Origin of the sequence: Aquabacterium sp., assembly GCF_021768455.1 — a bacterium.
Lineage (GTDB): Bacteria > Pseudomonadota > Gammaproteobacteria > Burkholderiales > Burkholderiaceae_C > Aquabacterium.
On sequence record NZ_JAIZVX010000070.1, the window covers coordinates 1 to 21,568 of the forward strand.

Annotated in this window: 20 protein-coding genes; 8 read left to right on the plus strand and 12 right to left on the minus strand. The window is 68.3% G+C overall.

Going from position 1 to position 21,568, the window contains the following annotated elements:
* The coding region (locus tag QZ994_RS10730) for a chemotaxis protein CheB (RefSeq protein ID WP_290871427.1) at positions 1-586 on the plus strand (586 nt) is incomplete at its 5' end.
* 15 nt (positions 587-601) lie between these two features.
* Here QZ994_RS10730 and QZ994_RS10735 read toward each other — a convergent pair.
* A complete protein-coding gene (locus QZ994_RS10735; RefSeq protein WP_290871428.1) occupies positions 602-2,884 on the minus strand; it encodes a patatin-like phospholipase family protein in 2,283 nt (760 codons plus the stop codon).
* 183 nt (positions 2,885-3,067) lie between these two features.
* Between QZ994_RS10735 and QZ994_RS10740 the strand changes: the two genes are divergently transcribed.
* Positions 3,068-3,235 carry a DUF3149 domain-containing protein gene (locus QZ994_RS10740; protein ID WP_290871429.1) on the plus strand — a complete coding sequence of 56 codons (168 nt, stop codon included), beginning with the start codon at positions 3,068-3,070 and terminating at the stop codon, positions 3,233-3,235.
* A 257-nt stretch (positions 3,236-3,492) separates the two neighbouring features.
* Here QZ994_RS10740 and groL read toward each other — a convergent pair whose 3' ends face one another.
* The gene (gene groL, locus QZ994_RS10745) at positions 3,493-5,139 is read right to left on the minus strand and encodes a chaperonin GroEL (protein WP_290871430.1); all 1,647 of its coding nucleotides are present in this window, start codon (positions 5,137-5,139) and stop codon (positions 3,493-3,495) included.
* A gap of 48 nt (positions 5,140-5,187) precedes the next feature.
* Entirely contained in the window at positions 5,188-5,478 is a 291-nt protein-coding gene (groES, locus tag QZ994_RS10750; protein WP_290871431.1) for a co-chaperone GroES, read from the minus strand.
* Positions 5,479-5,854: 376 nt separating this feature from the next.
* Between groES and QZ994_RS10755 the strand changes: the two genes are divergently transcribed.
* Positions 5,855-6,736 carry a metal-dependent hydrolase gene (locus tag QZ994_RS10755; protein ID WP_290871432.1) on the plus strand — a complete coding sequence of 294 codons (882 nt, stop codon included), beginning with the start codon at positions 5,855-5,857 and terminating at the stop codon, positions 6,734-6,736.
* Positions 6,737-6,831: 95 nt separating this feature from the next.
* Positions 6,832-7,314 (plus strand): MarR family transcriptional regulator, encoded by a 483-nt coding sequence (locus QZ994_RS10760; RefSeq protein WP_290871433.1) that lies wholly within the window; start codon positions 6,832-6,834, stop codon positions 7,312-7,314.
* A 27-nt stretch (positions 7,315-7,341) separates the two neighbouring features.
* Here QZ994_RS10760 and QZ994_RS10765 read toward each other — a convergent pair whose 3' ends face one another.
* Entirely contained in the window at positions 7,342-8,061 is a 720-nt protein-coding gene (locus tag QZ994_RS10765) for a general secretion pathway protein GspB (protein ID WP_290871434.1), read from the minus strand.
* A 1-nt stretch (position 8,062) separates the two neighbouring features.
* A complete protein-coding gene (locus QZ994_RS10770; protein ID WP_290871435.1) occupies positions 8,063-9,763 on the minus strand; it encodes an ExeA family protein in 1,701 nt (566 codons plus the stop codon).
* Positions 9,764-9,907: 144 nt separating this feature from the next.
* Here QZ994_RS10770 and QZ994_RS10775 point away from each other — a divergent pair, with 144 nt between their 5' ends.
* Positions 9,908-10,792, plus strand: a complete 885-nt coding sequence (locus tag QZ994_RS10775; protein ID WP_290871436.1) for a PEP-CTERM sorting domain-containing protein — start codon at positions 9,908-9,910, stop codon at positions 10,790-10,792.
* 16 nt (positions 10,793-10,808) lie between these two features.
* Here QZ994_RS10775 and QZ994_RS10780 read toward each other — a convergent pair whose 3' ends face one another.
* The 6 genes from QZ994_RS10780 to QZ994_RS10805 form a co-directional block, all read right to left on the minus strand.
* On the minus strand, positions 10,809-11,405 hold the full coding sequence (locus QZ994_RS10780; RefSeq protein WP_290871437.1) for a sugar transferase: 597 nt from the start codon (positions 11,403-11,405) through the stop codon (positions 10,809-10,811).
* A gap of 72 nt (positions 11,406-11,477) precedes the next feature.
* Positions 11,478-12,668, minus strand: coding sequence for a DegT/DnrJ/EryC1/StrS aminotransferase family protein (locus QZ994_RS10785; protein ID WP_290871438.1), 1,191 nt, complete (start codon positions 12,666-12,668; stop codon positions 11,478-11,480).
* 43 nt (positions 12,669-12,711) lie between these two features.
* Complete coding sequence (locus tag QZ994_RS10790) at positions 12,712-13,821, minus strand: glycosyltransferase family 2 protein (RefSeq protein WP_290871439.1); 1,110 nt, start codon at positions 13,819-13,821, stop codon at positions 12,712-12,714.
* Between the two features lie 33 nt (positions 13,822-13,854).
* Positions 13,855-14,982 (minus strand): glycosyltransferase, encoded by a 1,128-nt coding sequence (locus QZ994_RS10795; RefSeq protein WP_290871440.1) that lies wholly within the window; start codon positions 14,980-14,982, stop codon positions 13,855-13,857.
* The gene (locus QZ994_RS10800; RefSeq protein WP_290871441.1) at positions 14,979-15,641 is read right to left on the minus strand and encodes an acyltransferase; all 663 of its coding nucleotides are present in this window, start codon (positions 15,639-15,641) and stop codon (positions 14,979-14,981) included. Before QZ994_RS10800 ends, QZ994_RS10795 begins: the two co-directional genes overlap by 4 nt.
* Positions 15,642-15,731: 90 nt before the next feature.
* A complete protein-coding gene (locus tag QZ994_RS10805) occupies positions 15,732-17,138 on the minus strand; it encodes a teichoic acid transporter (RefSeq protein WP_290871442.1) in 1,407 nt (468 codons plus the stop codon).
* A 65-nt stretch (positions 17,139-17,203) separates the two neighbouring features.
* On the opposite strand from QZ994_RS10805, the gene lysS reads away from it, so the two are divergent.
* The gene (lysS, locus tag QZ994_RS10810; RefSeq protein WP_290871443.1) at positions 17,204-18,733 is read left to right on the plus strand and encodes a lysine--tRNA ligase; all 1,530 of its coding nucleotides are present in this window, start codon (positions 17,204-17,206) and stop codon (positions 18,731-18,733) included.
* Between the two features lie 38 nt (positions 18,734-18,771).
* On the opposite strand, the gene QZ994_RS10815 is transcribed toward lysS, so the two are convergent.
* Positions 18,772-19,494, minus strand: coding sequence for an alpha/beta fold hydrolase (locus QZ994_RS10815; protein WP_290871444.1), 723 nt, complete (start codon positions 19,492-19,494; stop codon positions 18,772-18,774).
* A 167-nt stretch (positions 19,495-19,661) separates the two neighbouring features.
* Between QZ994_RS10815 and QZ994_RS10820 the strand changes: the two genes are divergently transcribed.
* Positions 19,662-20,879, plus strand: coding sequence for an autotransporter outer membrane beta-barrel domain-containing protein (locus tag QZ994_RS10820; RefSeq protein ID WP_290871445.1), 1,218 nt, complete (start codon positions 19,662-19,664; stop codon positions 20,877-20,879).
* Positions 20,880-20,914: 35 nt separating this feature from the next.
* Positions 20,915-21,568, plus strand: a 654-nt coding sequence (locus QZ994_RS10825) for a hypothetical protein (protein ID WP_290871446.1), incomplete at its 3' end; no start/stop codon positions are given.

The window sequence follows — 21,568 nt, forward strand, 5'->3', positions numbered from 1 at the left end:
CGTCTTCATCGGCGCCTCGACCGGTGGCACCGAGGCCACCAAGGAGGTGCTGATGTCCCTGCCGGCCGACTTCCCGGCCGTGGTCATCACCCAGCACATGCCGCCCGGCTTCACGCGCAACTACGCGGCCCGGCTCGACAGCCTGTGCAAGATCAGCGTGAAAGAAGCCAGCGATGGCGAGCGCATCCTGCCGGGTCACGCCTACATCGCCCCGGGTGGCCTGCACCTGAGCGTGGAACGCTCCGGCGCCAACTACATCGCGCGCGTGCAGGACGGTGAGCCCGTGAACCGCCACAAGCCCAGCGTGGAGGTGCTGTTCAAGTCGGCCGCGCGGGTGGTCGGCCCCAACGCCATGGGGATCATGCTGACCGGCATGGGGGCCGACGGCGCCCGGGCGATGCGCGAAATGCGCGACGCCGGCGCCTACTGTGTGGCCCAGGACGAAGCCACCTGCGTGGTCTTCGGCATGCCGCGCGAGGCCATCGCGGCAGGCGCCACCCAAGAGGTGCTGCCGCTCAACAAGATCGGCCCGCACATCATCGAGCACCTGCGCGCCACCGTGGGTCAGGCCCTCAGCCGCGTCTGAGTTGGCGCCTCGGGCTCAAGGGCGCCCCACGAAGAGCATCAGCGTGGGCCCCACCACCGGGCTGTTGACCACGGCCGCGTAGACCGGGCCCACTGCGGTGTCGGTACCCAGGTAGAGGCTCATGCCAGTGCGCTTGCTGCCCTGCCAGAGCTGGCTGGGGTGCTGCCAGGTGTTGCCCACCTCGAGGCTGGTGCCCATGAAGAGCCCCCGCGTGAAACCGGAATCCACCAGCCTGACCTGGTAGCCTGCCCGCACCAGGGCCATCTGCGGGCCACTCACCTGGAAGGTCGTGTAGCCCGACAGCAGCTGGAAGCCGCCCAGGCCGTACCGTGGCACTTCGGGCATCACCCCTTCGGACAGCCCCAGGCGCCAGCCCGTGAGAAAGGTGTGGTCACCCCAGGAGCGCACCCACTGGCCTTGAGCCTCCAGGTGGCGCACCGCCCCATCGCCCTGCGCGGTGCTGCCACGCGCCTGGCTGCGTCCCTGCATGTAATGGGCTTCGACGCGCCAGCCGCGGGTGGGGAAGAAGGCGTGGTCCAACTGGTCGAGCACGGCCTTCATGTGCCACCCCTGTTCACGCCAGCGCGACACCGAGCCGGTGCTGGCCCGGCTCAGAGCGTAAGGCCCCGAGGCCAGGTTGATGCCGTCGTGCCAGGCCTCGTTGATCAGGCCCAGGCGCAGCTCACCCAGTTCGCGCCAGTTCACCCCCACGTCCAGCAGGACCGAGGTCGTGCTGCGGTCCACCTCGGCGTCCAGCGGGCCATTCGGGTTGCGGTGGTAGCCCAGGGTGCGGCGCTGGTGGGAGGCCGCGGCCGCCACAAAGCCACTGAGGCCATCGGGCAGCCGCAGGTCCATCGGGCGATACCACTCGGTGCCCAGCGCGGGTGCCGAGCCCAGCCTGACGAAGTTGCGCCACTCGCTGCCGTGGCTGTCGAGCCAGTGGCGGTTGTGCACCAGCTTGAGGTTGAAGGCGCTGCGACCGCGGTTGTCCGCCGAAAAGTCCACGCCCATCTGCAGGTAGTCGGGGCCCCAGGGCTTGTCCTCGAGGTCGAAGACCAGGCCTTCGCTGCCCTCCGGTGTGCGCAGCAGGCGGTAGTCGGTGCGCAGGTAGTCGCCCGAGGCGGCCAGCACGGTCACGTCGCGTTCCGCCTTGGCCAGGTCGAACACCTGGCCGGGCTGGGTCAGCAGCATGTCGGCCCGGTTGCCGGGCTGCGTGAGCCTGGAGCCCTCGAAGCGCACGTACTGCAAGGGCGCCGGCGGCACCTGGCGCTGGCGGCGGGCAGCCTGCCAGGCGGCGTACTCGGCCTCGCTGACCTTGAGGTCCTGCATGCGCAACACCATGGCCTCGGCCTGCAGGGCGCCCAGCAGGATGAACTCGCGCGCGCGGTTGAAATCGGCCGACGTCAGGCCTTCCAGCCGGGGCGCGATCAACACGTCCTGCGCCGTGAGCTTTTGCAGGCTGCGCTGCACGTTCTGCTCGGTCAGGATGTTGATCATCTGGGCCGTCACGCCCGTGAAGGTCGACAGCACCTCGCGCCCTGCCAGCGGCGTGCCGATGTTGACCACGATGAGGCGCTGCGCCCCCATGTCACGGGCCACGTCCACCGGCGTGTTGTTCACCAGGCCGCCGTCACCCAGGATGCGCCCCTGCACCTCCACCGGCGCAAAGATGCCCGGCACCGACATGCTGGAGCGCAGGGCCAAGGCCAGGTCGCCATCCTTCAGGACCAGGGCCTTGCCCGTCTCCATGTCGGTGGCCACGGCCCGGAACGGCGTGGGCAGCTGGTCGAAATCCTCGAATCGGCGGGCCGACAGGGTCAGGCGACGCAGGTGGGACTCCAGCCCGCGTGACGACACCGAACCCAGTGGCGCCTTGACCCCATCGCTGCCAATGCCCACCTCCACCACGGGCGAGACGTCGAAATCCTGCTCCTTGCGGCGCTGGTTGAGGTTCTGGCGGTCCACCCGCGAGGCAAAGACGTTGTCCCAATCGAGCTTGAGCACCTCGTCTTCCACCGCCTGGGCCGACATGCCGCTGGCAAACAGGCCACCCACGATGGCCCCCATGGACGTGCCGGCCACCATGTCGACCGGGATGCGCTCGCGCTCCAGCACCTTGAGCACCCCCACATGGGCCAGCCCGCGCGCACCGCCGCCCGACAGGACCAGACCGATGCGCGGACGCAGCACCTGGGCCGCATCGGCCGCGGGCAGGGGCTGCGTCTGAGCGTGAGCCGGGGCCCAGACCAGACCCTGGGGCAGCGAGACCAGTGCACACAAGGCGGCCTTGCGCCACAAGCGTGGCCACGAAGACAGGCACAAACGGCGGCAGGAAGGGTGCGCAATCATGCAAAAGATTGTGCCGCGTCAAACCGGCTGGACCTCGACAAACTGCGGCGGTCGCGCCCTTGATTTGGATCAGGGCGGCCCAGGTCAAACAGGAGTCAGATAGAGCCCGAGACAGACAAAAGGAGCACACACATGCAAGCCTGGATTGACTTCTTCACCACCGACTACGGTCTCATGAGCGCTTTCGTGATCGCCTTCGTGATCGTGATGGGCAGCTACATCGGCTGGTACGTGGCCAAGCATGTGCGTGAAGACACCGAACGGCACGACCGTTTGGTCAGAGAAGCTCGAGGCGGCTGAGGGGCCGCTTCGCGTGGCACGGGAGGGCTGAGGGGCCCGACCGTGCTTGCAGGACCGGTCTCCAGAACCGGCTTGGGGGGATGTGCACGAGAGGGGTGCACAGCCTTATGACACAGGGCCGCGAAAGCGGCCCTTTTTTTCGTCCGTGCGCAAGGCATGTCAGCGCCCGGACGAAAAAAAGCCGCCTCTCGCGAGACGGCTTTTCCTTTGCGGTCGGCAAAGCGGTGGGCACCACCGAAGCGGTGCCCTGCAGGCCATTACATGCCCATGCCGCCCATGCCGCCCATGCCACCCATGTCATGGCCGCCGCCCACGGGGGCGTCGTCCTTGGGGGACTCGGAGACCATGCACTCGGTCGTCAGCATCAGCGAGGACACCGAAGCGGCGTTCTGCAGTGCGGTGCGTGTGACCTTCGTGGGATCCAGGATGCCCATTTCGATCATGTCGCCGTAGGTGTCGTTGGCGGCGTTGAAGCCGAAGTTGCCCGAACCATTCAGGATGGCGTTCACGACCACCGAAGGCTCGCCACCGGCGTTGGCCACGATTTCGCGCAGAGGGGCTTCGATGGCCTTCAGGACCAGCTTGATGCCGGCGTCTTGATCGGGGTTGTCACCCTTGATCGTGCCAGCAGCCTGCTTGGCGCGCAGCAGGGCCACGCCACCGCCAGGCACCACGCCTTCTTCCACTGCAGCGCGGGTGGCGTGCAGGGCGTCTTCCACGCGGGCCTTCTTTTCCTTCATCTCGACTTCGGTGGCAGCACCGACCTTGATGACGGCCACACCGCCGGCCAGCTTGGCCACGCGCTCTTGCATCTTTTCACGGTCGTAGTCGCTCGTGGCTTCTTCGATCATGATGCGGATTTGCTTGACGCGGGCTTCGATGTCGGCAGCGGCACCGGCGCCATCGATGATGGTGGTGTTTTCCTTGCCCACTTCGACGCGAGCGGCCTGGCCCAGGTCGGCCAGGGTCACCTTGTCGAGGGCCAGGCCCACTTCTTCGGCGATGACCTTGCCACCGGTCAGGATGGCGATGTCTTCCAGCATGGCCTTGCGGCGGTCGCCGAAGCCAGGGGCCTTCACAGCCACGACCTTCAGGATGCCGCGGATGGTGTTGACCACCAGGGTCGCCAGGGCTTCGCCTTCGACTTCTTCGGCAATGATCAGCAGCGGACGGCCGGCCTTGGCCACTTGCTCCAGCGTGGGCAGCAGGTCACGGATGTTCGAGATCTTCTTGTCGTACAGCAGGACGAAGGGGTTGTCCAGCAGCGCGGCTTGCTTCTCGGGGTTGTTGATGAAGTAGGGCGACAGGTAGCCGCGGTCGAACTGCATGCCTTCAACCACGTCCAGCTCGTTGTTCAGGCTCTTGCCGTCTTCAACGGTGATGACGCCTTCCTTGCCGACCTTGTCCATGGCGTTGGCGATGATTTCGCCCACGTCGGCGTCAGAGTTGGCGGAGATGGTGCCAACCTGAGCGATTTCCTTGGAGGTGGTGGTGGGCTTGGACTGCTTTTTCAGCTCGGCGACCAGGGCCGTCACGGCCTTGTCGATGCCGCGCTTCAGGTCCATCGGGTTCATGCCGGCGGCCACGTACTTCATGCCTTCGCGCACGATGGCCTGGGCCAGCACGGTGGCGGTGGTGGTGCCGTCACCGGCGTTGTCCGAGGTCTTGGAAGCGACTTCCTTGACCATCTGGGCGCCCATGTTCTGCAGCTTGTCCTTGAGCTCGATTTCCTTGGCCACGGACACACCGTCCTTGGTCACGGTGGGGGCGCCGAAGGAGCGCTCGAGCACCACGTTGCGGCCCTTGGGGCCCAGGGTGACCTTGACCGCGTTGGCCAGGGTGTTCACGCCTTCAACCATGCGAGCACGTGCTTCGCCGCCAAAGATGACGTCTTTTGCTGCCATTTTGAATTCTCCGAAATCTGTGTAGAGGGGTGCTTGAACCGGTGCCGATTACTTGGCGACGACGGCAAACAGGTCTTCTTCGCGCATCACCAGCAGCTCTTCGCCATCGACCTTGACGGCCTGGCCCGAGTACTTGCCGAACAGGACGCGGTCGCCGACGGCCACGTTCAGGGCGACGAACTCACCCTTGTCGTTGCGCTTGCCCGGGCCCACGGCCAGGACTTCGCCCTGGTCAGGCTTCTCGGTGGCGGCGTCAGGCAGAACGATGCCCGAAGCGGTCTTGGTTTCTTGTTCGAGGCGCTTGACGATCACGCGGTCGTGCAGAGGACGCAGTTTCATGGCTTCTCCTGTGTCTAAAGACATCGGTTTGGTCTATCGGACGCCGAGGCGAGTGAACACTCACATCGGCTCAATCAGAGGGTGGGTTCATGCGGAAGCCGCATGCCGCCATCGCTGAGGCCCATCGTTAGCACTCATCAACGGCGAGTGCTAATGATTATAGGGACGGTCGGCGAAGTTTCAAGAGGCCGGGTCATGACGGCTTTCACGACCACCACCGGCCCACCGCACCCCGGCACAAACCCGCATCCCCCAGGTGGCGGCAAACCCGAGTCGGCAGGCGCCCTGTCGCGGCGGATGCCTTGCTGTCGCTGACGTTTACGTCAAGCAAAGACCTGCTCCGTAAACTCATTGCCATCCCCACTCAGGAGACCCCATGAGCACCCCTCACCCGAACAACCCCGGCCAGATCGTGCCCCGCGACAAGCTCGATTTCGACATCGACGCCACAACCCCGCGCTGGTGGTACGGCAACGATGCCTTCAAGACCCGCGTGTTCGACGGCATGCAGGCGGCCTTCCCGGATGGCGAGCGCTACTTCATCACCAGCGTGCGGGCCTTCCGCCACCTGATCACCGACCGCAAGATGGCCGAGGACGTCAAGAACTTCATGCGCCAGGAAGGTCAGCACGGCATCGCCCACACGCATTTCAACGACCTGCTGCGCCAGCAGGGCTGTGACGTCGACCGGATCCTCACCGATGCCAAGACCCTGTTCGAGCGCTACGGTCAGAAATATTCGGCCCAGTACAACCTGGCCCTGACCGCCGCTTTCGAGCACTTCACGGCCATGATGGCCGAGGGCCTGTTCGCCACCAAGGAGGTGATGGCCCCGGCCGACCCCAAGGTCCGTGCGATGTGGGCCTGGCATGCCATCGAAGAGATGGAGCACAAGGCCGTGGCCTTCGACGTGATGCAGCAGGTGGCCAAGGTGGGTTACGTGATGCGCTGCGTGGCCATGACGCATGCGCTCTACAAGGTGGTGGTCGACAGCATGCGCCTGACCAACACCCTGCTCAAGGGCGATGGCTTCGGGTGGCTCAAGCGCATGGGCATGTGCATCAAGGGCAGCTACTGGCTGTATGGCCCGGGTGGCCTGTTCTCTCGCAATGCGCTGAAGCTGGCCGAGTACTACAAGCCTGGCTTCCACCCCTGGCAGCACAAGGTGATCCACAGCTACCCGGTGTGGGTGCGCACCTTCGAGGAAACCGGCGACCCGATGCGGGCTGGTGCGGCGCTCTTCCTCGCTGCGCGCTGAGGACGCACGGTCACCCCACGGCTGGCGGCGGGCGGCCCGGGTGACCCGGCCGTAAAATGACCAGGCAGTCTCGCACCAGCCAACCCGGGTAGCCCATGCGTGAAGAGGAACCGTTCCTGGCCCATGTGCCGGGCATTCAGTACGGCGTGCTGGACACGCTGGCCGGCTATGCCGTGCGCCGTGTCCAGATCCAGGCCTATGAGGACTTCATGACCTCGATGGCGGCCTGGCACATCACACCGCCCCGCTTTTCGGCGATGACCATCATCGCGCTCAACCCCGGCCTGAAGCTCACGCAGCTGGCCAAGGTGCTGGGCATCGCCCGCTCGGGCGCCGTGATGCTGGTCGATGCCCTGGAAGACCTCGGCTATGTGCGCCGCGAGCCCATGCCAGAGGACAAGCGCGCCTTCAGCCTGGTGATGACCGACAAGGGTCGCACCGACCTGGGCAACATCACCGCGGCCGTGCAGGCGCACGATGCACGCATCACCGCGAGCCTGAACGCCCGCGAACGCGACACCTTCTGGCGCCTGCTGCGCAAGATGACCGGCATGACCGGCATCACCGAGGGGGCGTGAGCCCATGCCCTGCGCCCCCGGCCGGGCTCAGAAATTCAGCAGGTAGCGGTAGCCCCGAAAGCGCAGCACCGCCGATTTGAGGCGGATCTCCTCCAGCGTGGTCTCGGGGGTGGGCTGGTCGCCCTCGTGGAAAACCTGGCCATTGAGCACCACCATGCGGCTGCGTGGTGACTCCGAATACATCGCACCGCCCACCACCAGTTGGGGCAGCTCACGGCGAATGGCCTCGGGCAACTCGCTCTGGGCCACGACCACACGCGCGGCGGGCTCGCTGCCCGGCGACGAGGCCTTGGGCGCCGCCACGCGAGCCCCCCCGTCGCTGGGCGGCGCATCCGCCTTGGGCACCTGGGTGGGCCAGTTCGGACGGGCCGTCGGAGGCTGCCCCTGGCCTGCCGCCTCCGTGCCGGGCTCACGCCCTGCGCCCGACGGCACCGGCGCATCCGGACCATGGTGGTGACGGCGACCATCGACCTCGGCCGATGCAGGATCGGCCCGTGCCATGGGGGGCGAGGGCGGCGCGAGCGGAGGCCCTTCGGCCGGCGTGCCCCCTGGGGCGAGCAGACGCCAGCCGAGCAAGACCACCAGCACACCCAGCAGGGCCGCGAGCACCCAGGCCACCGGCCCCAGGGCACGCACGCCGGTTTCAGGCTCCATCACCAGGGGAGCGGGGTGAGAGTGCAGGCCGGGCACGGCGCTGCGTTCGCGCTCGGCATCGGCCTTTTTCAAGGCATCGAGGATGTAGGACATCTCAGTGTTCCTCCAGGGTCAGACGGGGCTCCTGGACCCCGCTGGCCCGGTTCAGCAGCATGAAGGTGGTGGCGCCCACCACCCCGTCGGGCTTGAGCCCCTGGGTCAGCTGGAAGGCGTGGACGCGGGCCTGCAGGGCCGTGTCCAGGGTCTGCGAGGGCGATGGTCCGGGGCCGCCATCCACACGGGCCAGGCGCTCGGCCAGCCAGTCGATGGCCGGCCCCTTCTGCCCGGCCAGCAGCTTGCTGCGAAAGCCCGGTGGCACACGCCAGAAGGTGGCCACGTCGCCGCGCCACACCCGCGAAAGCGCAGCCATGGGCACGGCGTGGTGGTCGGCACCCAGTTGCACCAGGGCCAGGTCACCGCGCAAACCGGTGAGCAGCACGTGGCGGACCGGCCCCTGGGCATCGTTGAGCATCAGGATGGCAGGGCGATCGAGCTGTCGGATCAGGGGCAGGCCCCCGCTGCCCTTGAAGCACTGCACCTGCTGGCGCTGGGCGGCCTGACAGGGATCGCCCTCCCCCAGGTCCAACTGCCATGCGGGCGCCAGGGCCTGCCAGGCGGCTTTTTCACTGGGCGTGGCCCGCTGCAAGAGGGCCTGCTCGTCCAGCAGCGGGGGCAAGGGCGCGCGCGCCCGCAGCGCCAAGGCGCCCGACGCCGTGGAGGCGGCACTGGCGGGCAAGCTCAGGGTCGCGCTCATGCGAGAGACCGGCTGCCCTGCCACGCGCCACAGCCCGATTGCCAGCGCCCCCGCCACACTGAGCAGGCCGAGCGCCACCCAGGCCCACCCGCGCGCGCCTGCCCACTTTGGCCAGCGGCTGCCGCGGCCTGCGTTCGCTCGGGCCTGGGACGCCGCCTGGGCCGAAGCGATCTCGCGTTCGTCGAACACCTCCCGCGCAGCCTGGTCGACCTGTTCACGGGTGATGCGTTCCAGGCCACCGGCGTAGGCCCCGAGCAGGGCGCGGTCGCACAGCAGGTTGATGCGCCGGGGCACGCCCCGCGTGAGCTGGTGCACCCGGCGCAAAGCACGGCGGTCAAAGGGGTTGACCTGGGTGCGCCCCGCCACGGCCAGTCGGTGCTGGATGTAATGGGCGGTTTCCAGCTCGCTCAGGGCATCGAGGTGGAAGCGGGCAATGACGCGCTGGGCCAGTTGCTCCAGCTCGGGGCGGGCCAGCATCTCGCGCAACTCGGGCTGCCCGATCAGCATGATCTGCAGCAGCTTGCGCTCATTGGTCTCGAGGTTGGTCAGCAGGCGCAACTGTTCCAGCACGTCGGCCGAGAGGTTCTGGGCCTCGTCGATGATGAGCACATTGTTCTGCCCGACGGCATGGGTGCGCAGCAGGTACTCGTTGAGCGCGTCCACATAGGCCTTGACCGAAGCCTCGGCATGCCCGGCGGGCGCCGCCGGCTGCGGGATGCCGAACTCGTCGCACACCGACTGCAGCAACTCCAGCACCGACAGCTTGGGGTTGAAGATGTAGGCCACATTGCAGCGCCGCGGGATCTGCTCGAGAAAGGCACGACAGACGGTGGTCTTGCCGGCACCGATTTCGCCCGTCAGCAGCACAAAGCCCCCGCCGCCGCCCACGCCATAGAGCAGGTGGGCCAGGGCCTCGCGGTGGCGCTCACTCATGAAGAGGTAGCGCGGGTCCGGGGCGATGGAGAAGGGCTCGCGTTTGAGGCCGAAGTGGGACGCGTACATGCGGCAAGGATAAGGGCTGGCGGCTGACGCGGCTTCGCCCCATCAAATGTCAGCACCGACACAAATCTGGGGCTTACCCGGTGGTGGCTTCTCGCGGTCAACGCGATCGTGCGAGCACATCCATTCAACAGGGAGTCTTCCACCATGCGCCCCTCCTCTCTCATGCGGACGAACCGCCTCGCCTTGGGCATTGCCCTCACCCTGGCCACACTCGGCGCCCGTGCCGAACTGGTGACCGCCACCGCGACTGGCCAGCCCTGGACGCTGAACGGCCAGGCCGCGCTGACCTACCAGGCCAGCAAGAACGCCGTGAGCCTGCTCAACGTCACCAATGCCAAGGCGAGCAGCCAGGACGCCAGCATCACCGTTTCTTACCATGTCATGCCGAGCCCCACGCCCAAGCTGACCTCCTTCGCCGTGGGAGCTCTGGGCGTGCAAAGCGTGACCCTGGAGACCAGTGACCGCAGCCTGCACGGACTGCAGTTGAGCGGCAGCTTCACCGTCAAGCAGGAAACCGACAGCTTCACCAGTTCGGAAGATGGATCCTTGACGGTCTCCAACCTGCAGATCGACCTCGACCAGAAAAAGGTGTTTGCGACCTTCACGGGCACCCACGGCGTGGGCACGATCGAGCGGCTGAGCCTGTTCGACATCGGCACGGTGTCGGCCGCCCCCTTGAACCTGGCGCCGCCGCCCCTCTCCGGTGGGAGCGGCTTCGGATGGTATGGCTACGGCGGCGCTCAGACCACCACCCCGACCTTCGGCCAGCAGGTGCTGCTCGACAGCCTGAGCGTGCAACTGGGCAGCCTGAGCCTGACGCAGGAAGGCGCCAAGGCCTGGTCACAGGCCTTGGCCTACACACCGATCGGCAACACCGCACTGGCATCGGTGCAGGATTGGGGCACCCTGGGCACCCCCGCCGTGCCCGAACCGGGCACCTGGGCGCTGATGGGCCTGGGCCTGGTCGGCATCGCGGGGCTGAAGCGCAGGGCGCACACCCGCACGGCCACAGCAACCATGGCCGCCTGAGACGGCCTCGTGCGGCTCAACCGCGCACGATCGCCCCGATGGTGCGCAGGATGAGCTTCAGGTCGAGCCAGACCGAGGCCTGGTCCACATAGCTGGCGGCCAGGGCCAGCTTGTGGGGCAGCACCTCGTGGATGTAGGCCTGCTCGGGATTGGCCGCCTGGGCCAGCACGCGGCTCTCGTCGCGGTATTCGATGGAAGCGATGTCGGTGATGCCCGGGCGCACGGACAGCACCTTGTCGCGCAGGGCCTCGGGGTAGTGCGCCACGTAGCGCGGCACCTCGGGGCGCGGCCCCACCAGGCTCATGCTGCCCTGCCAGACGTCGATCAGCTGCGCGAGTTCGTCCAGCTTGCTGGCGCGCAGGAAGCGTCCGCTGCGGGTGATGCGGGCATCGGCCCCGACCGTGATCTGCAAGCCCTGCCCGGCCGGTTCGTGGCGCATGGTGCGGAACTTGTGGATGAAAAACGGCCGGCCAAAACGCCCCACCCGCTCCTGGCGAAAGAACACCGGACCGGGAGAGTCGAGCTTGACCACCAGCGCGATGGCCAGCAGCACCGGCGCCAGCAGCAACAGGCCGATGGACGACAGCAGCAGGTCGAAAAGGCGCTTGCTCATGCCCACACGCCTGCGCACACGCTCACACGGTGAGCCACCGCCTGCGCCACCGCGACATGCTTCGACACCCGATCAGGCACGGCCAAACACCTTGCGCACGGCGGTGATGACGCGCTCGACATCGGCATCGGTCATGCGGGTGTAGAGCGGCAGGGTCAGCATGCGCTCGTAGGCCTTCTGGCTGTGCGGGAACTGCTCGGGCTTCAGGTCGTAACGCTCTTTCCAGTAGGGGTGCAGGTGCAGGGGGATGTAGTGCACGCTCACGCCAATGCCGTCGTTGAAGAGCGACTCGATGACCTGGTCGCGCGTCACGGTGGTGTCGTCGCTCAGGCGGACCACGTAGAGGTGCCAGGAGTGGGTGTCACCGGCGTGCACGGGGCGCGGCGGCAGGATCAGGGGCAGGTCGGCCAGGGCTTCGTCAAAACGGGTGGCGATCTGCTCGCGGCGGGCCTGGAAACCCGGCAGGCGCTTGAGCTGCTGCAGGCCCAGGGCCGCGGCGATGTCGGTCAGGTTGTACTTGAAGCCGGGCGCCACGATCTCGTAATACCAGCTGGGCACCTTGGCGGTGAAGCGGTCGAAGGCATCGCGGTTGATGCCGTGCAGGCGCATGACCTTGGCGCGTGCCGCCAGGGCCGCGTCCCGCGTGACCAGCATGCCACCCTCGCCCGTGGTCATGGTCTTGTTGGCGTAGAAGCTGAAGACCACGGCATCGCTGCGCAGCGTGCCGACCAGTTGCTGGCGCCAGGTGGTGGGCAGGGCATGGGCCGCGTCTTCCACCACCTTGAGGCCGTGCTTGTCGGCGATGGCGTAGATGGCGTCCATGTCGACGGCCAGGCCCGCGTAGTGCACCGGCATCAGGGCCTTGGTGCGCGGGGTGATGGCGGCCTCGATGGCGGCGGGGTCGATGTTGAGCGTGGCCGGGTCGATGTCGACCAGCTTCACGTCGGCCCCCATGTAGCGCACCACCTCGGCCGTGGCGGTGAAGGTGTGGGTGGTGGTGATGACCTCGTCACCCGGGCCGATGCCGATGGCTTCGAGCGCCAGGTGGAGGCCGGCGGTGGCCGAGTTCACGGCGATGGCCTGCAGGCCGGGGTCGCCCAGGAAGGCGACGAAGTCCTGCTCGAACTGGCGGGTCTTGGGGCCGGTGGTGACCCAGCCCGAACGGAGGGCATCGACCACCTCGGCGATCTCTTCTTCGCCAATCTCGGGCAGGGCAAATGGCAGGAAAGGCAGGGAGGGCTGCTTGGACTCGGGCTGGCTCATGTCGGGGTGTCCGGAGAGAAGTCGGGGTGTTCAGGGTGTGGGCTCAACGCGTGAGCCTGCCAAAGGCCGGATCAGGGCGACGGCGCACCAGGGCATCCCACCAGCCGCGCAGCGAACCCAGGCCATAGCCGAAGTGGTAGGCGCCGATCACATCGGGCAGGTGGCGCAGGAGGCCCGGGCCGGCACTGCGCTCGATGGCCAGGCTGATGGCCAGCACGGCGGCGCCGTACAGCAGGGCCAGCAGGCCCAGGCCAGCGGCGCACAACAGGGTGCCCCACAGCAGGGGTGCGCGCCAGGCGCTGTCGAGCGAGGGCGGTGCGATGCCCAGCCAGGCGCTGCCCAGCAGGGTCAGGGCCAGCAAGGCCAGCAAGGCCCCCACAAACAGGCCTGGGACCAGGTGGCGCAGGGCCGCAGCCTGGCCATGCTTGCGCATCACGAAGGGCTTCCAGTAGCCGTACTGCCGGTACTGGCGAAAGACCGCCACCTTGCTGGCACGCGGCACATAGGTCGAGCGGATGGCCGCCGATTGCCAGATGCGCCCGCCCCCCTTGTGGATGCGCAGGTTGTGTTCGTCGTCCTGGTTGCGCACCAGGGTTTCGTCAAAGCCGCCAAAGCGCTCGAAGGTGGCGCGCGGCCAGGCCCCGAGGTAGACGGTGTCGACCTCGCCCTCGTAGCTGAGGTCGCGCGAGAGCGCCCCGCCCGACACCAGCCGGGACTGGAATGCCGCCGCGATGGCACGCTGCACGCGGCCCTCGGTGGCGCTGGCGCCCGCACTGGCTTCGGCCTTCCAGGGGCCGCCCACGTTGTCGGCGCCCGTGCGCTGCCAGGTGGCCAGGCACTGGGCGATGTAGTCGCGGGCGTAGACCGTGTGCACGTCGAGCCGGACGATGAAGGCACCGCTGGCGCGCTCGATGCAGCGGTTCAGCCCGCACGACACGATGCGGCCGGGGTTGTCGATCATCACGAAGCGGGCGTCCTGCAGACACAGGGCGGCCAGGCGCTCGCGCGTGCCGTCGTCACTCTGGCCATCGGCGATCAGGACCTCCAGCGCCCAGCCCTCGGGCAGGGTCTGGGCGGCCACACTGCGGCAGAAGGCCTCGATGTGGTCGCGCTCGTTGCGGCAAGGCACGATGACCGAGACGGTGGTGTCCATGTTCAGGGGCATGTGGGCGAGAAGCAGTGGGGCTCAGCCGCGAGCGGGATGTGGCGCACGGTGGCCTTTGGCGCAGGGCTGCAGCAGCTTGAGGTAGAGGCGCCACATGGCGTCCATCTGGCCGCGGCGCGAGGCCTCGCGCTCGATGCGGTCGCGGTTGAAGGCCCCCATCTGCGCGGCCAATTGGGGCTGGTCATGGGCCTGGACCAGGGCCTGGGTCAGGGCATCGACGTCGCGCACCGGCACGACCCAGCCACCGCGCTCGTCCAGCCACTGGCGGTTGGCCGGCAGGTCGGAGGCAATGAGCGGCAGGCCGCAGGCCATGGATTCGAGCACCGACACCGAGGTCGCGTCGCTCGTGGGCACGGAGATGCTGACCCGGCTGCGCTGGATGGCGCTGACCATCTCGGCATCGCCCACCCGGCCATGGAAGCGCACCTGCTGCAGCAGGCGCAGCTCCTGGACCCGCTGTTCCAGCGCGGCCTGCTGCGGGCCACCACCGAGCAGGTGCAGCCGTGCGTGGGAATGCGGACGCAGCATCAGGAAGCGTGAGAAGGCCTCGATGATGAGGTCGATGTTGTAGTTGGGCTCCCAGCTGCGCAGGCTGACCACGTCGAAGTCGGCGCCCGGCTCGCCCGGCACGAACTTGTCGGTGTCGGCGCCCCACAGGATCTGGTGGCAGGCGGCCTGGGGGTGATAGCGCGCGATCTCGTCGAGCATGTCCATGGAATCGGCCGTGATCAGGTCGGCACGGCGCAGCGACCAGCCCACCACCGCGTGCATCAGGCGGCTTTCGCGGGGCGTGACCAGGATGTCGCTGCCCCAGGCCGTGAGCACCAGGGGCGCTTTCACGCCGCAGGCGGCCGCCCACATCCCGTAGGAGGTGACGTAGTGCCCGTGAACCAGCGTGGGCTGGAAACGCGCAGCCAGGTCACGCGCCACACGGCGCACCTCGGGCAGGGCCAGGAACCAGCCCAGCTTGTCGCCGCCCGGGCGGACCACGATGACCTCTTTGGCCCCGGGCACCTCGGCCGCCTGGCGGGTCACCACCACGGCCTCGGCGCCACGCTCCACGGCAGCGGCCACCCAGCGGCGCGTGTGCACGCTGGCCGCATCGGCAAAGAACAGGATGCGCACGCCCGGCGCGGCCACGGTGCTCATGCCGACTCCTGCGAGGCGGAGGATGTGGCCGAGGCCCCACCCTGCAGTGCGCGGCGCAGGTGGTCCTTGCCGGCCCATTGGGCGTAGGGGTGGTGCAGCTCGGGGTGGCGCTGCAGCAGGGCGCGGTCCATCTCGCGGCTGTCGCCCACGACCACGGCGGGTTTGCCGTGTGCAGCAGGGGCCACGATGGCGAAATCGGGCACCTCGCCCGAGACAAAGCTGTGGGCCTGCACGATCACGCCCTTGCCCAGGGTGGCGCCCGGCGCGATCACGGTGTGCGGCCCGATGAAGCTGTAGGCGCCGATGCGGGTGGCGCGGCGCACATAACCCAGTGGGTTCGGGTCCTCGGCATAACGCCGGCCCATGACCCGCACCGCGCGGTGGCTGGAGTGGCTCAGGAGGCAGGCATGGCTGGTGACCTGCACGCCCTCTTCGATCACCAGGCCATTGGAGCCGTCGATGCGGTTGAAATGGCCGATGAAGACGTGGTCGCCCAGCGTCAGGCCCTCCAGCCCCTCGAAGCAGGCATGGGTGCTGACGCGGCTGTGCGCGCACCAGCTGCCATCGGCATTGCGCCAGCCATAGACGACGCGCGGCCCGGTGAACACCGAGAGCAGGCGCACCACGGGGTGCTTGAGTCGCTGGATCAGGACGGACATGTCGGGCAGATGGCGCCCACCGACGGGGCGGGCAAGTGGATCAGAGGGAAGGAGACGATATTGTCCCCGATCCCCGGCTTCAGGCGACGATCAGGCGACGCGGGTCAGGGCGGGCGTCCACAGGGCCTTGACGGGCAAGCCGGCATGCCGCAGGAAGACGCCGTAAGCCGCCCCGATGGCCAGGGTGTAGCCCAGGCTGGAAGCGATGCCCGCGCCCAGGGCACCCAGGCCAGGCACCAGCAAGAGGCCCAGCACGAAGCTCACCGCGAGCGAGAGCCCGGCGATCATCCCCGAAAGCTGCGGCCGCCCCAGGTGGTTGGTGTAGAAAGCCGACAGGCTGGAGGCCGCCGCATAGGCCGCCACGCCGGGCAGCAGCGCCGCCAGCGGCCACAAGGAGGCCGCATAAGCCTCGCCCATCACCCAGGGCAGCGCCCACCAGGCCAGGCCCAGCAACACCGGCGCCGCCGCCACCGTGGCCAGCACATTGATGCGCACGGCCTGCACCGTCATGCTGGCGGCCACCTTCACATCGGGGTGGCCGATCTTCGAATAGGCCGACACCGTCACCGAAGACGAGAGCAGCCAGAGCAGTTCGGCCACGGTCACGGCCACCGAATAGGTGCCGGCGGTGCTCAGGCCATGGAAGCGTTCGACCAGGAACAGCGAGGCACGGTAGTTCAGCAGGCTGATGACGTTGGTGAGCCCGATCGTGGCCACAAACGGCCATTGCGCCCACCATTGCGGCCAGACGCGATCGGCTTGCAGGCGGGAGGCCGACACCTCGGCCTGGTCACGGTGACCGGCATCGCGCAGGGCCCGGAAGGCCGTGACCACCGCCACCAGGGACTTGCCGCTGACCCAGGCCGTGAGCACCAGCACCACCATGGGCGTGCTGCGCTGGCTGCCATCAAGCAACCACATGGCGCCCGAGAGCCCCAGCAGCACCGATGCGGGTGCGGCCACTTGCGCCAGGTTGATGGGCCACATGCGCCCTTCGCCCAGCCACAGGCCGGTGGCGGTGGGCACCAGCAGCAGAAAAGGGGCGCCCAGGGCCAGCAGCCAGAGTTGGGAGTACGGCAGGGTGTCTGCCCACCAGGCAATGCCCAGCAGCACCACCGAGGCAACCAGGCCCAGGCCCACCGCGGCACGCAACACGCCGCGCAACATGGGCAGGGCAGGCGAAGGCAACGCGGCGGCCTGCTGCGACATCTGCCGCGCCAGCCACAGGCCCAGGCCCGAGAACAGGGTCAGGAGGGCCGACTCCACCGCCACGAAGAGCGCAAACGCGCCCTGCACCTTGGGCCCCTGGCGCGCCACCAGCACGGTGATGCTCAGGCCCAGGGCCACGATCAGGAGCTTGGCCACCAGGTTGCCCAAGGCCGCCCTGGGCAAGGCCGACCAGGCTTGCTGCAGCACCTGCAGACGGCTGGGAGGCGGGCACTTGGCGGCGCCAGGCGCCCCGGGCGCAGGCCGTGGCGAGGAATCTTGAACGGGCATGACCGCATTGTCGCCCAGGGTTTCATACAATCGAGGGTTCGAGCCCGATCACCCACGCTGCCAACATGACCACGCCCAACCAGCCCGCCGCACCAGAGTCCAACCCCGCAGAAGCCGTGGTGGACACCAACAAACTGGTCGCCGAGCGCCGCGAGAAACTGGCCGCCATCCGCGCCCAGGGCGTGGCCTTCCCCAACGACTTCAAGCCCGCCGACCGCGCCGGTGCCCTGCACGCAGCCCACGACGCCACAGAAGGCCCCGAACTCGAAGCCCAGGCCGTGAGCGTCTCGGTGGGCGGCCGCCTGATGCTCAAGCGCGTCATGGGCAAGGCCTGCTTCGGCACCCTGCAGGACGCCACCGGCCGCATCCAGGTCTACGTCACCCTCGACGCCATCGGCGCCGAAGCCCTGGCCGCGTTCAAGCACTGGGACCTGGGCGACATCCTGGGCGCAGAAGGCACGCTGTTCAAGACCAAGACGGGCGAACTGTCCATCAAGGTCACGACCATTCGCCTGCTGACCAAGGCCCTGCGCCCCCTGCCCGACAAGTTCCACGGCATGACCGACCAGGAACAGAAGTACCGCCAGCGCTACGTGGACCTGATCGTCGACGAGCACTCGCGCAGCCGCTTCATCGCCCGCTCCAAGGCCCTGGCCTCGATCCGCCAGTTCATGGTCGACAACCAGTTCCTGGAAGTCGAAACGCCGATGATGCACCCCATCCCCGGCGGCGCCAACGCCAAGCCCTTCACCACCCACCACAATGCGCTGGACCAGGAGATGTTCCTGCGCATCGCGCCTGAGCTGTACCTGAAGCGCCTGGTGGTGGGCGGCTTCGAGCGCGTGTTCGAGATCAACCGCAACTTCCGCAACGAAGGTGTGTCGGTCCGTCACAACCCCGAATTCACGATGATGGAGTTCTACGCGGCCTGGTGGAACCACCGCGACCTGATGGACTTCACCGAAGAGGTGCTGCGCCACGCCGCCCGCGCGGCCGTGGGCTCGGCCAAGCTGACCTATGGCGGCAAGGAAGTCGACCTCGAATCGCCCTTCGAGCGCCTCACCGTGCGCGATTCGCTGGTCAAGTACGCCGGCCTGAGCGAAGCCGAAGCCGCCGACCCGGCCGTGCTGCGCGCCCGCATCCTGGCCGCAGGCGAACAGGCCCCCGAGCGCTGGAGCCTGGCCGAGCTGCAATTCGGCCTGTTCGAAGCCGCGGTGGAAGAGAGGCTCTGGCAGCCCACCTTCATCATCGACTACCCGGTGGAAGTCAGCCCGCTGGCCCGTGCCTCGGACGCCGACCCCAGCATCACCGAGCGCTTCGAGCTCTTCATCACCGGCCGTGAATACGGCAACGGCTTCTCGGAGCTGAACGACCCCGAAGAGCAGGCCGCCCGCTTCCAGGCCCAGGCCTCGGCCAAGGACGCCGGTGACGAAGAAGCCATGTACTTCGATGCCGACTACATCCGCGCCCTGGAATACGGCCTGCCACCCACGGGTGGCTGCGGCATCGGCATCGACCGCCTGGTCATGCTGCTGACCGACGCCCCCAACATCCGCGACGTGATCCTGTTCCCGGCACTGCGCCGCGAATCCTGATCCACCCGGCCGGATCCGCCTCGCTGACCTCCGACGGCTCAGCGTGGCGGCCAGTCACCATCGCGCACGCGGTCCATCCACTGACCGATCTCGTGCGCGAGCGCCTGCACCGGCACCACGGTGAGCGGATGGGCCGAACCCGGGAACAGCACCAACTGCGCCCGCAGGTGGCCCGCCAGCGATTGCGTCTCGGCCAGCGGCACCAAGGGGTCGGCCTGACCCGATGCCACCAGGGCCGGCACGCGGATGTCGGCCCAGTCACGCGCCGTCAGTGGCGGCGCCTCCCCCAATGAACGGAACAGGGCCTGGTTGGCCAGGATGACCGTGCGCCAATCCTGCGGCAGGTGGCGCTGGCGGATGTCGTCGGCGTGCGCGTGGCCGGGCTGCTCGACGCGCGTGGGCGAGGTCAGGTGCACCAGGTGGCGCACGGCGCGCTCGTCGAACACCACCTTGGTGGCCAGGGTGAACACGCCCAGGCAGCGATCCGGATGGTGTCGCGCCAGATAGAGCGCCACATAGCCCCCGAAGCTGTAGCCGCCGACAAAACTGCGCGCGATGCCCTGGGCATCCATCTGGCGCAGCAGGTCGTCCACCATGTCGGGCACGCTCAGGCTCTGGGGCACCTCACGCCCGGCATGGCCCAGCATGGGCGGGCACCACACCGCCTGGCGTTCGCCCAGGGCGCACCCAAGCGGCGCCATGGCCTTGGGCGCACCGTTGCCGCCGTGGATGAGGGTGATGGGGTGGGGGGGCGCGTTCATGGTGTGAAAACTGTAGCCCAAACGCCAGAACCGACCCCCAAGTTCTAGGGAGGCACACACGCCCAACCCCCGGCTTAGGGAGGGACGCCCCAGGGGGCACATGGAACAATTTCACAATTGACACGAAACCATCGTGCCCCATCCTCACTCATCCATTCAGGAAGTCCATGAAACCCTCCGCCCTGCCCTTGCTGCCCCTGGGCCTCGTCATCACCGCGGCCGCCTTGCCGGTGGCCAGCGCCCAGGCCGCCTGCGTCACCCTCGTGACCGACACGGCACCGCCGGTGGACACCCCGGTGGATTACGGTGACGTGGGCTATGGAGAACAGTCCGCGACCGGCTCCCTGCCCTCCATCCAGTCCGGCCTGAACCGCGTGAAGGCCCTGGCCACGACGGGCGAGACGGCCACCGACACCACCGCCGCCGTGGGCAGTGCGAGCAACCTGACCGACCCGGCCTGCCTGGCCGAATCCTTTGGCGCCCCGCTGGCCGCACAAGGTCTCGTTGGCACGCGCCGCATGCTGGACCAGACTCTGGCCCAGCTGGCCCAGCGCCGGGCGGCCCCGCACGCCGCCACGGGCACCACCCTCTATGGCTTCAGCAGCGACCAGTCTCGCCGGGAAGGTGGCCTGCCCGACACCGGCAACCAGGCCCTGCGCGTGAGCCGTTCCGACATCACCCTGGGCGCCGATTACCGATTCAACAACCAGTGGGTGGCCGGCAGCGCCATCGGCTTTGGCGCACCGCGCCTGCGTTGGGCAGGCAACAGCACCCGCATCGACGGCAAAAGCGTGCACCTCACCAGCTACGGCAGCTACAGCCCCACGCCCGAGAGCTACGTGGCCGTGGCCCTGGGCGTGGAAAGCAACCGCTACCTGCTGCTCGACAGCAGCGTCACCGGGGCAGCTGCCAGCAGCAAGGGCGTGAACTGGGGCCTGAGCGTGTCGGCCGGTCACGACTTCGGCTTCGGCAACTGGGGCCTGTCGCCCTATGTGCGCCTGGACGACGTGCACACGCGCGTCGGCGCCTTCTCTGGCGCCGGTGGCATCAACAAGGGCCACAGCAACGCCGTCAGCGCCGGCACCCAGCTGCAAACCCAGGTGCCGACCAGCTGGGGCGTGTTCGCCCCGCATGCCCGCGTGGAACTCACCCGGGTCACCAACTGGCGTCTGAGCGGCCAGTCCGCCCTGACCTACGCGGCCGGCGCAGGCGTGCTGCCCATCAACAACCCGGCCCAGATCGATCGCCAGTTTGGCGTGGTCGGCATTGGCGCCTCGGCCGTGCTGCAGCGTGGCGTGACCCTGTTCACCGACTACGACACCGGCTTTGCCCAGAAGGACGTGAGCAGCTGGCGCTTCACGCTGGGCGTGCGCACCGAACTGTGACCGCACGACACCGCGCAGCAGGCTGAGCCCGGGCGATGGCGAAGATCGTCCTGGCCTGGGAAAACGGCGGTGGCATGGGCCATGCCGGCCGCCTGAGCGAAATGGCCCGGGCCCTGCTGGCCCGCGGCCACGATGTGACCCTGGCGTGGCGGGAGCCTCGCCTGGTGCCGGTGCTCCTGCCCGACCTGATTGCGCACGCGTCCCTGCACGTCGCGCACGTGCCGGTGTGCCAGATTGCGCCCGACCACCCGGCGCTCCCCCGCCCTGTGCGCAACCAGGCTGATCTGTTGCTCTGCGCAGGCTATTTCGATCCGGCGCTGGTGACCCCCGCGCTGTCGTTCTGGCTGGACCTGCTGCGCACGCTGCAACCCGATGTGCTGGTGGCCGACCATGCCCCGGCCGCCCTGCTGGCCGCCGCCAGCCAGCCCGGGCTGCGCACCGCCCAGGTCGGCACGGGCTATTTCCAGCCGCCGCGCACCGAGCCCTGGCCCAGCCTGCGCTTCTGGGAGCCCCAGCCCCCTGACCCGGCCCACGCCGACACCGCCCTGCAGACCGTGCGGGCGGCCCAGGCCGCCTGTGGCCTGCCTCCCCTCGGCGCGCTGGTGGACCTGCTCGACACCGACCTCGATCTCCTCCTCAACTGGCCCGAACTGCTGCCTTATGGCCAGCCCGACACGCCGCGCCAGCCG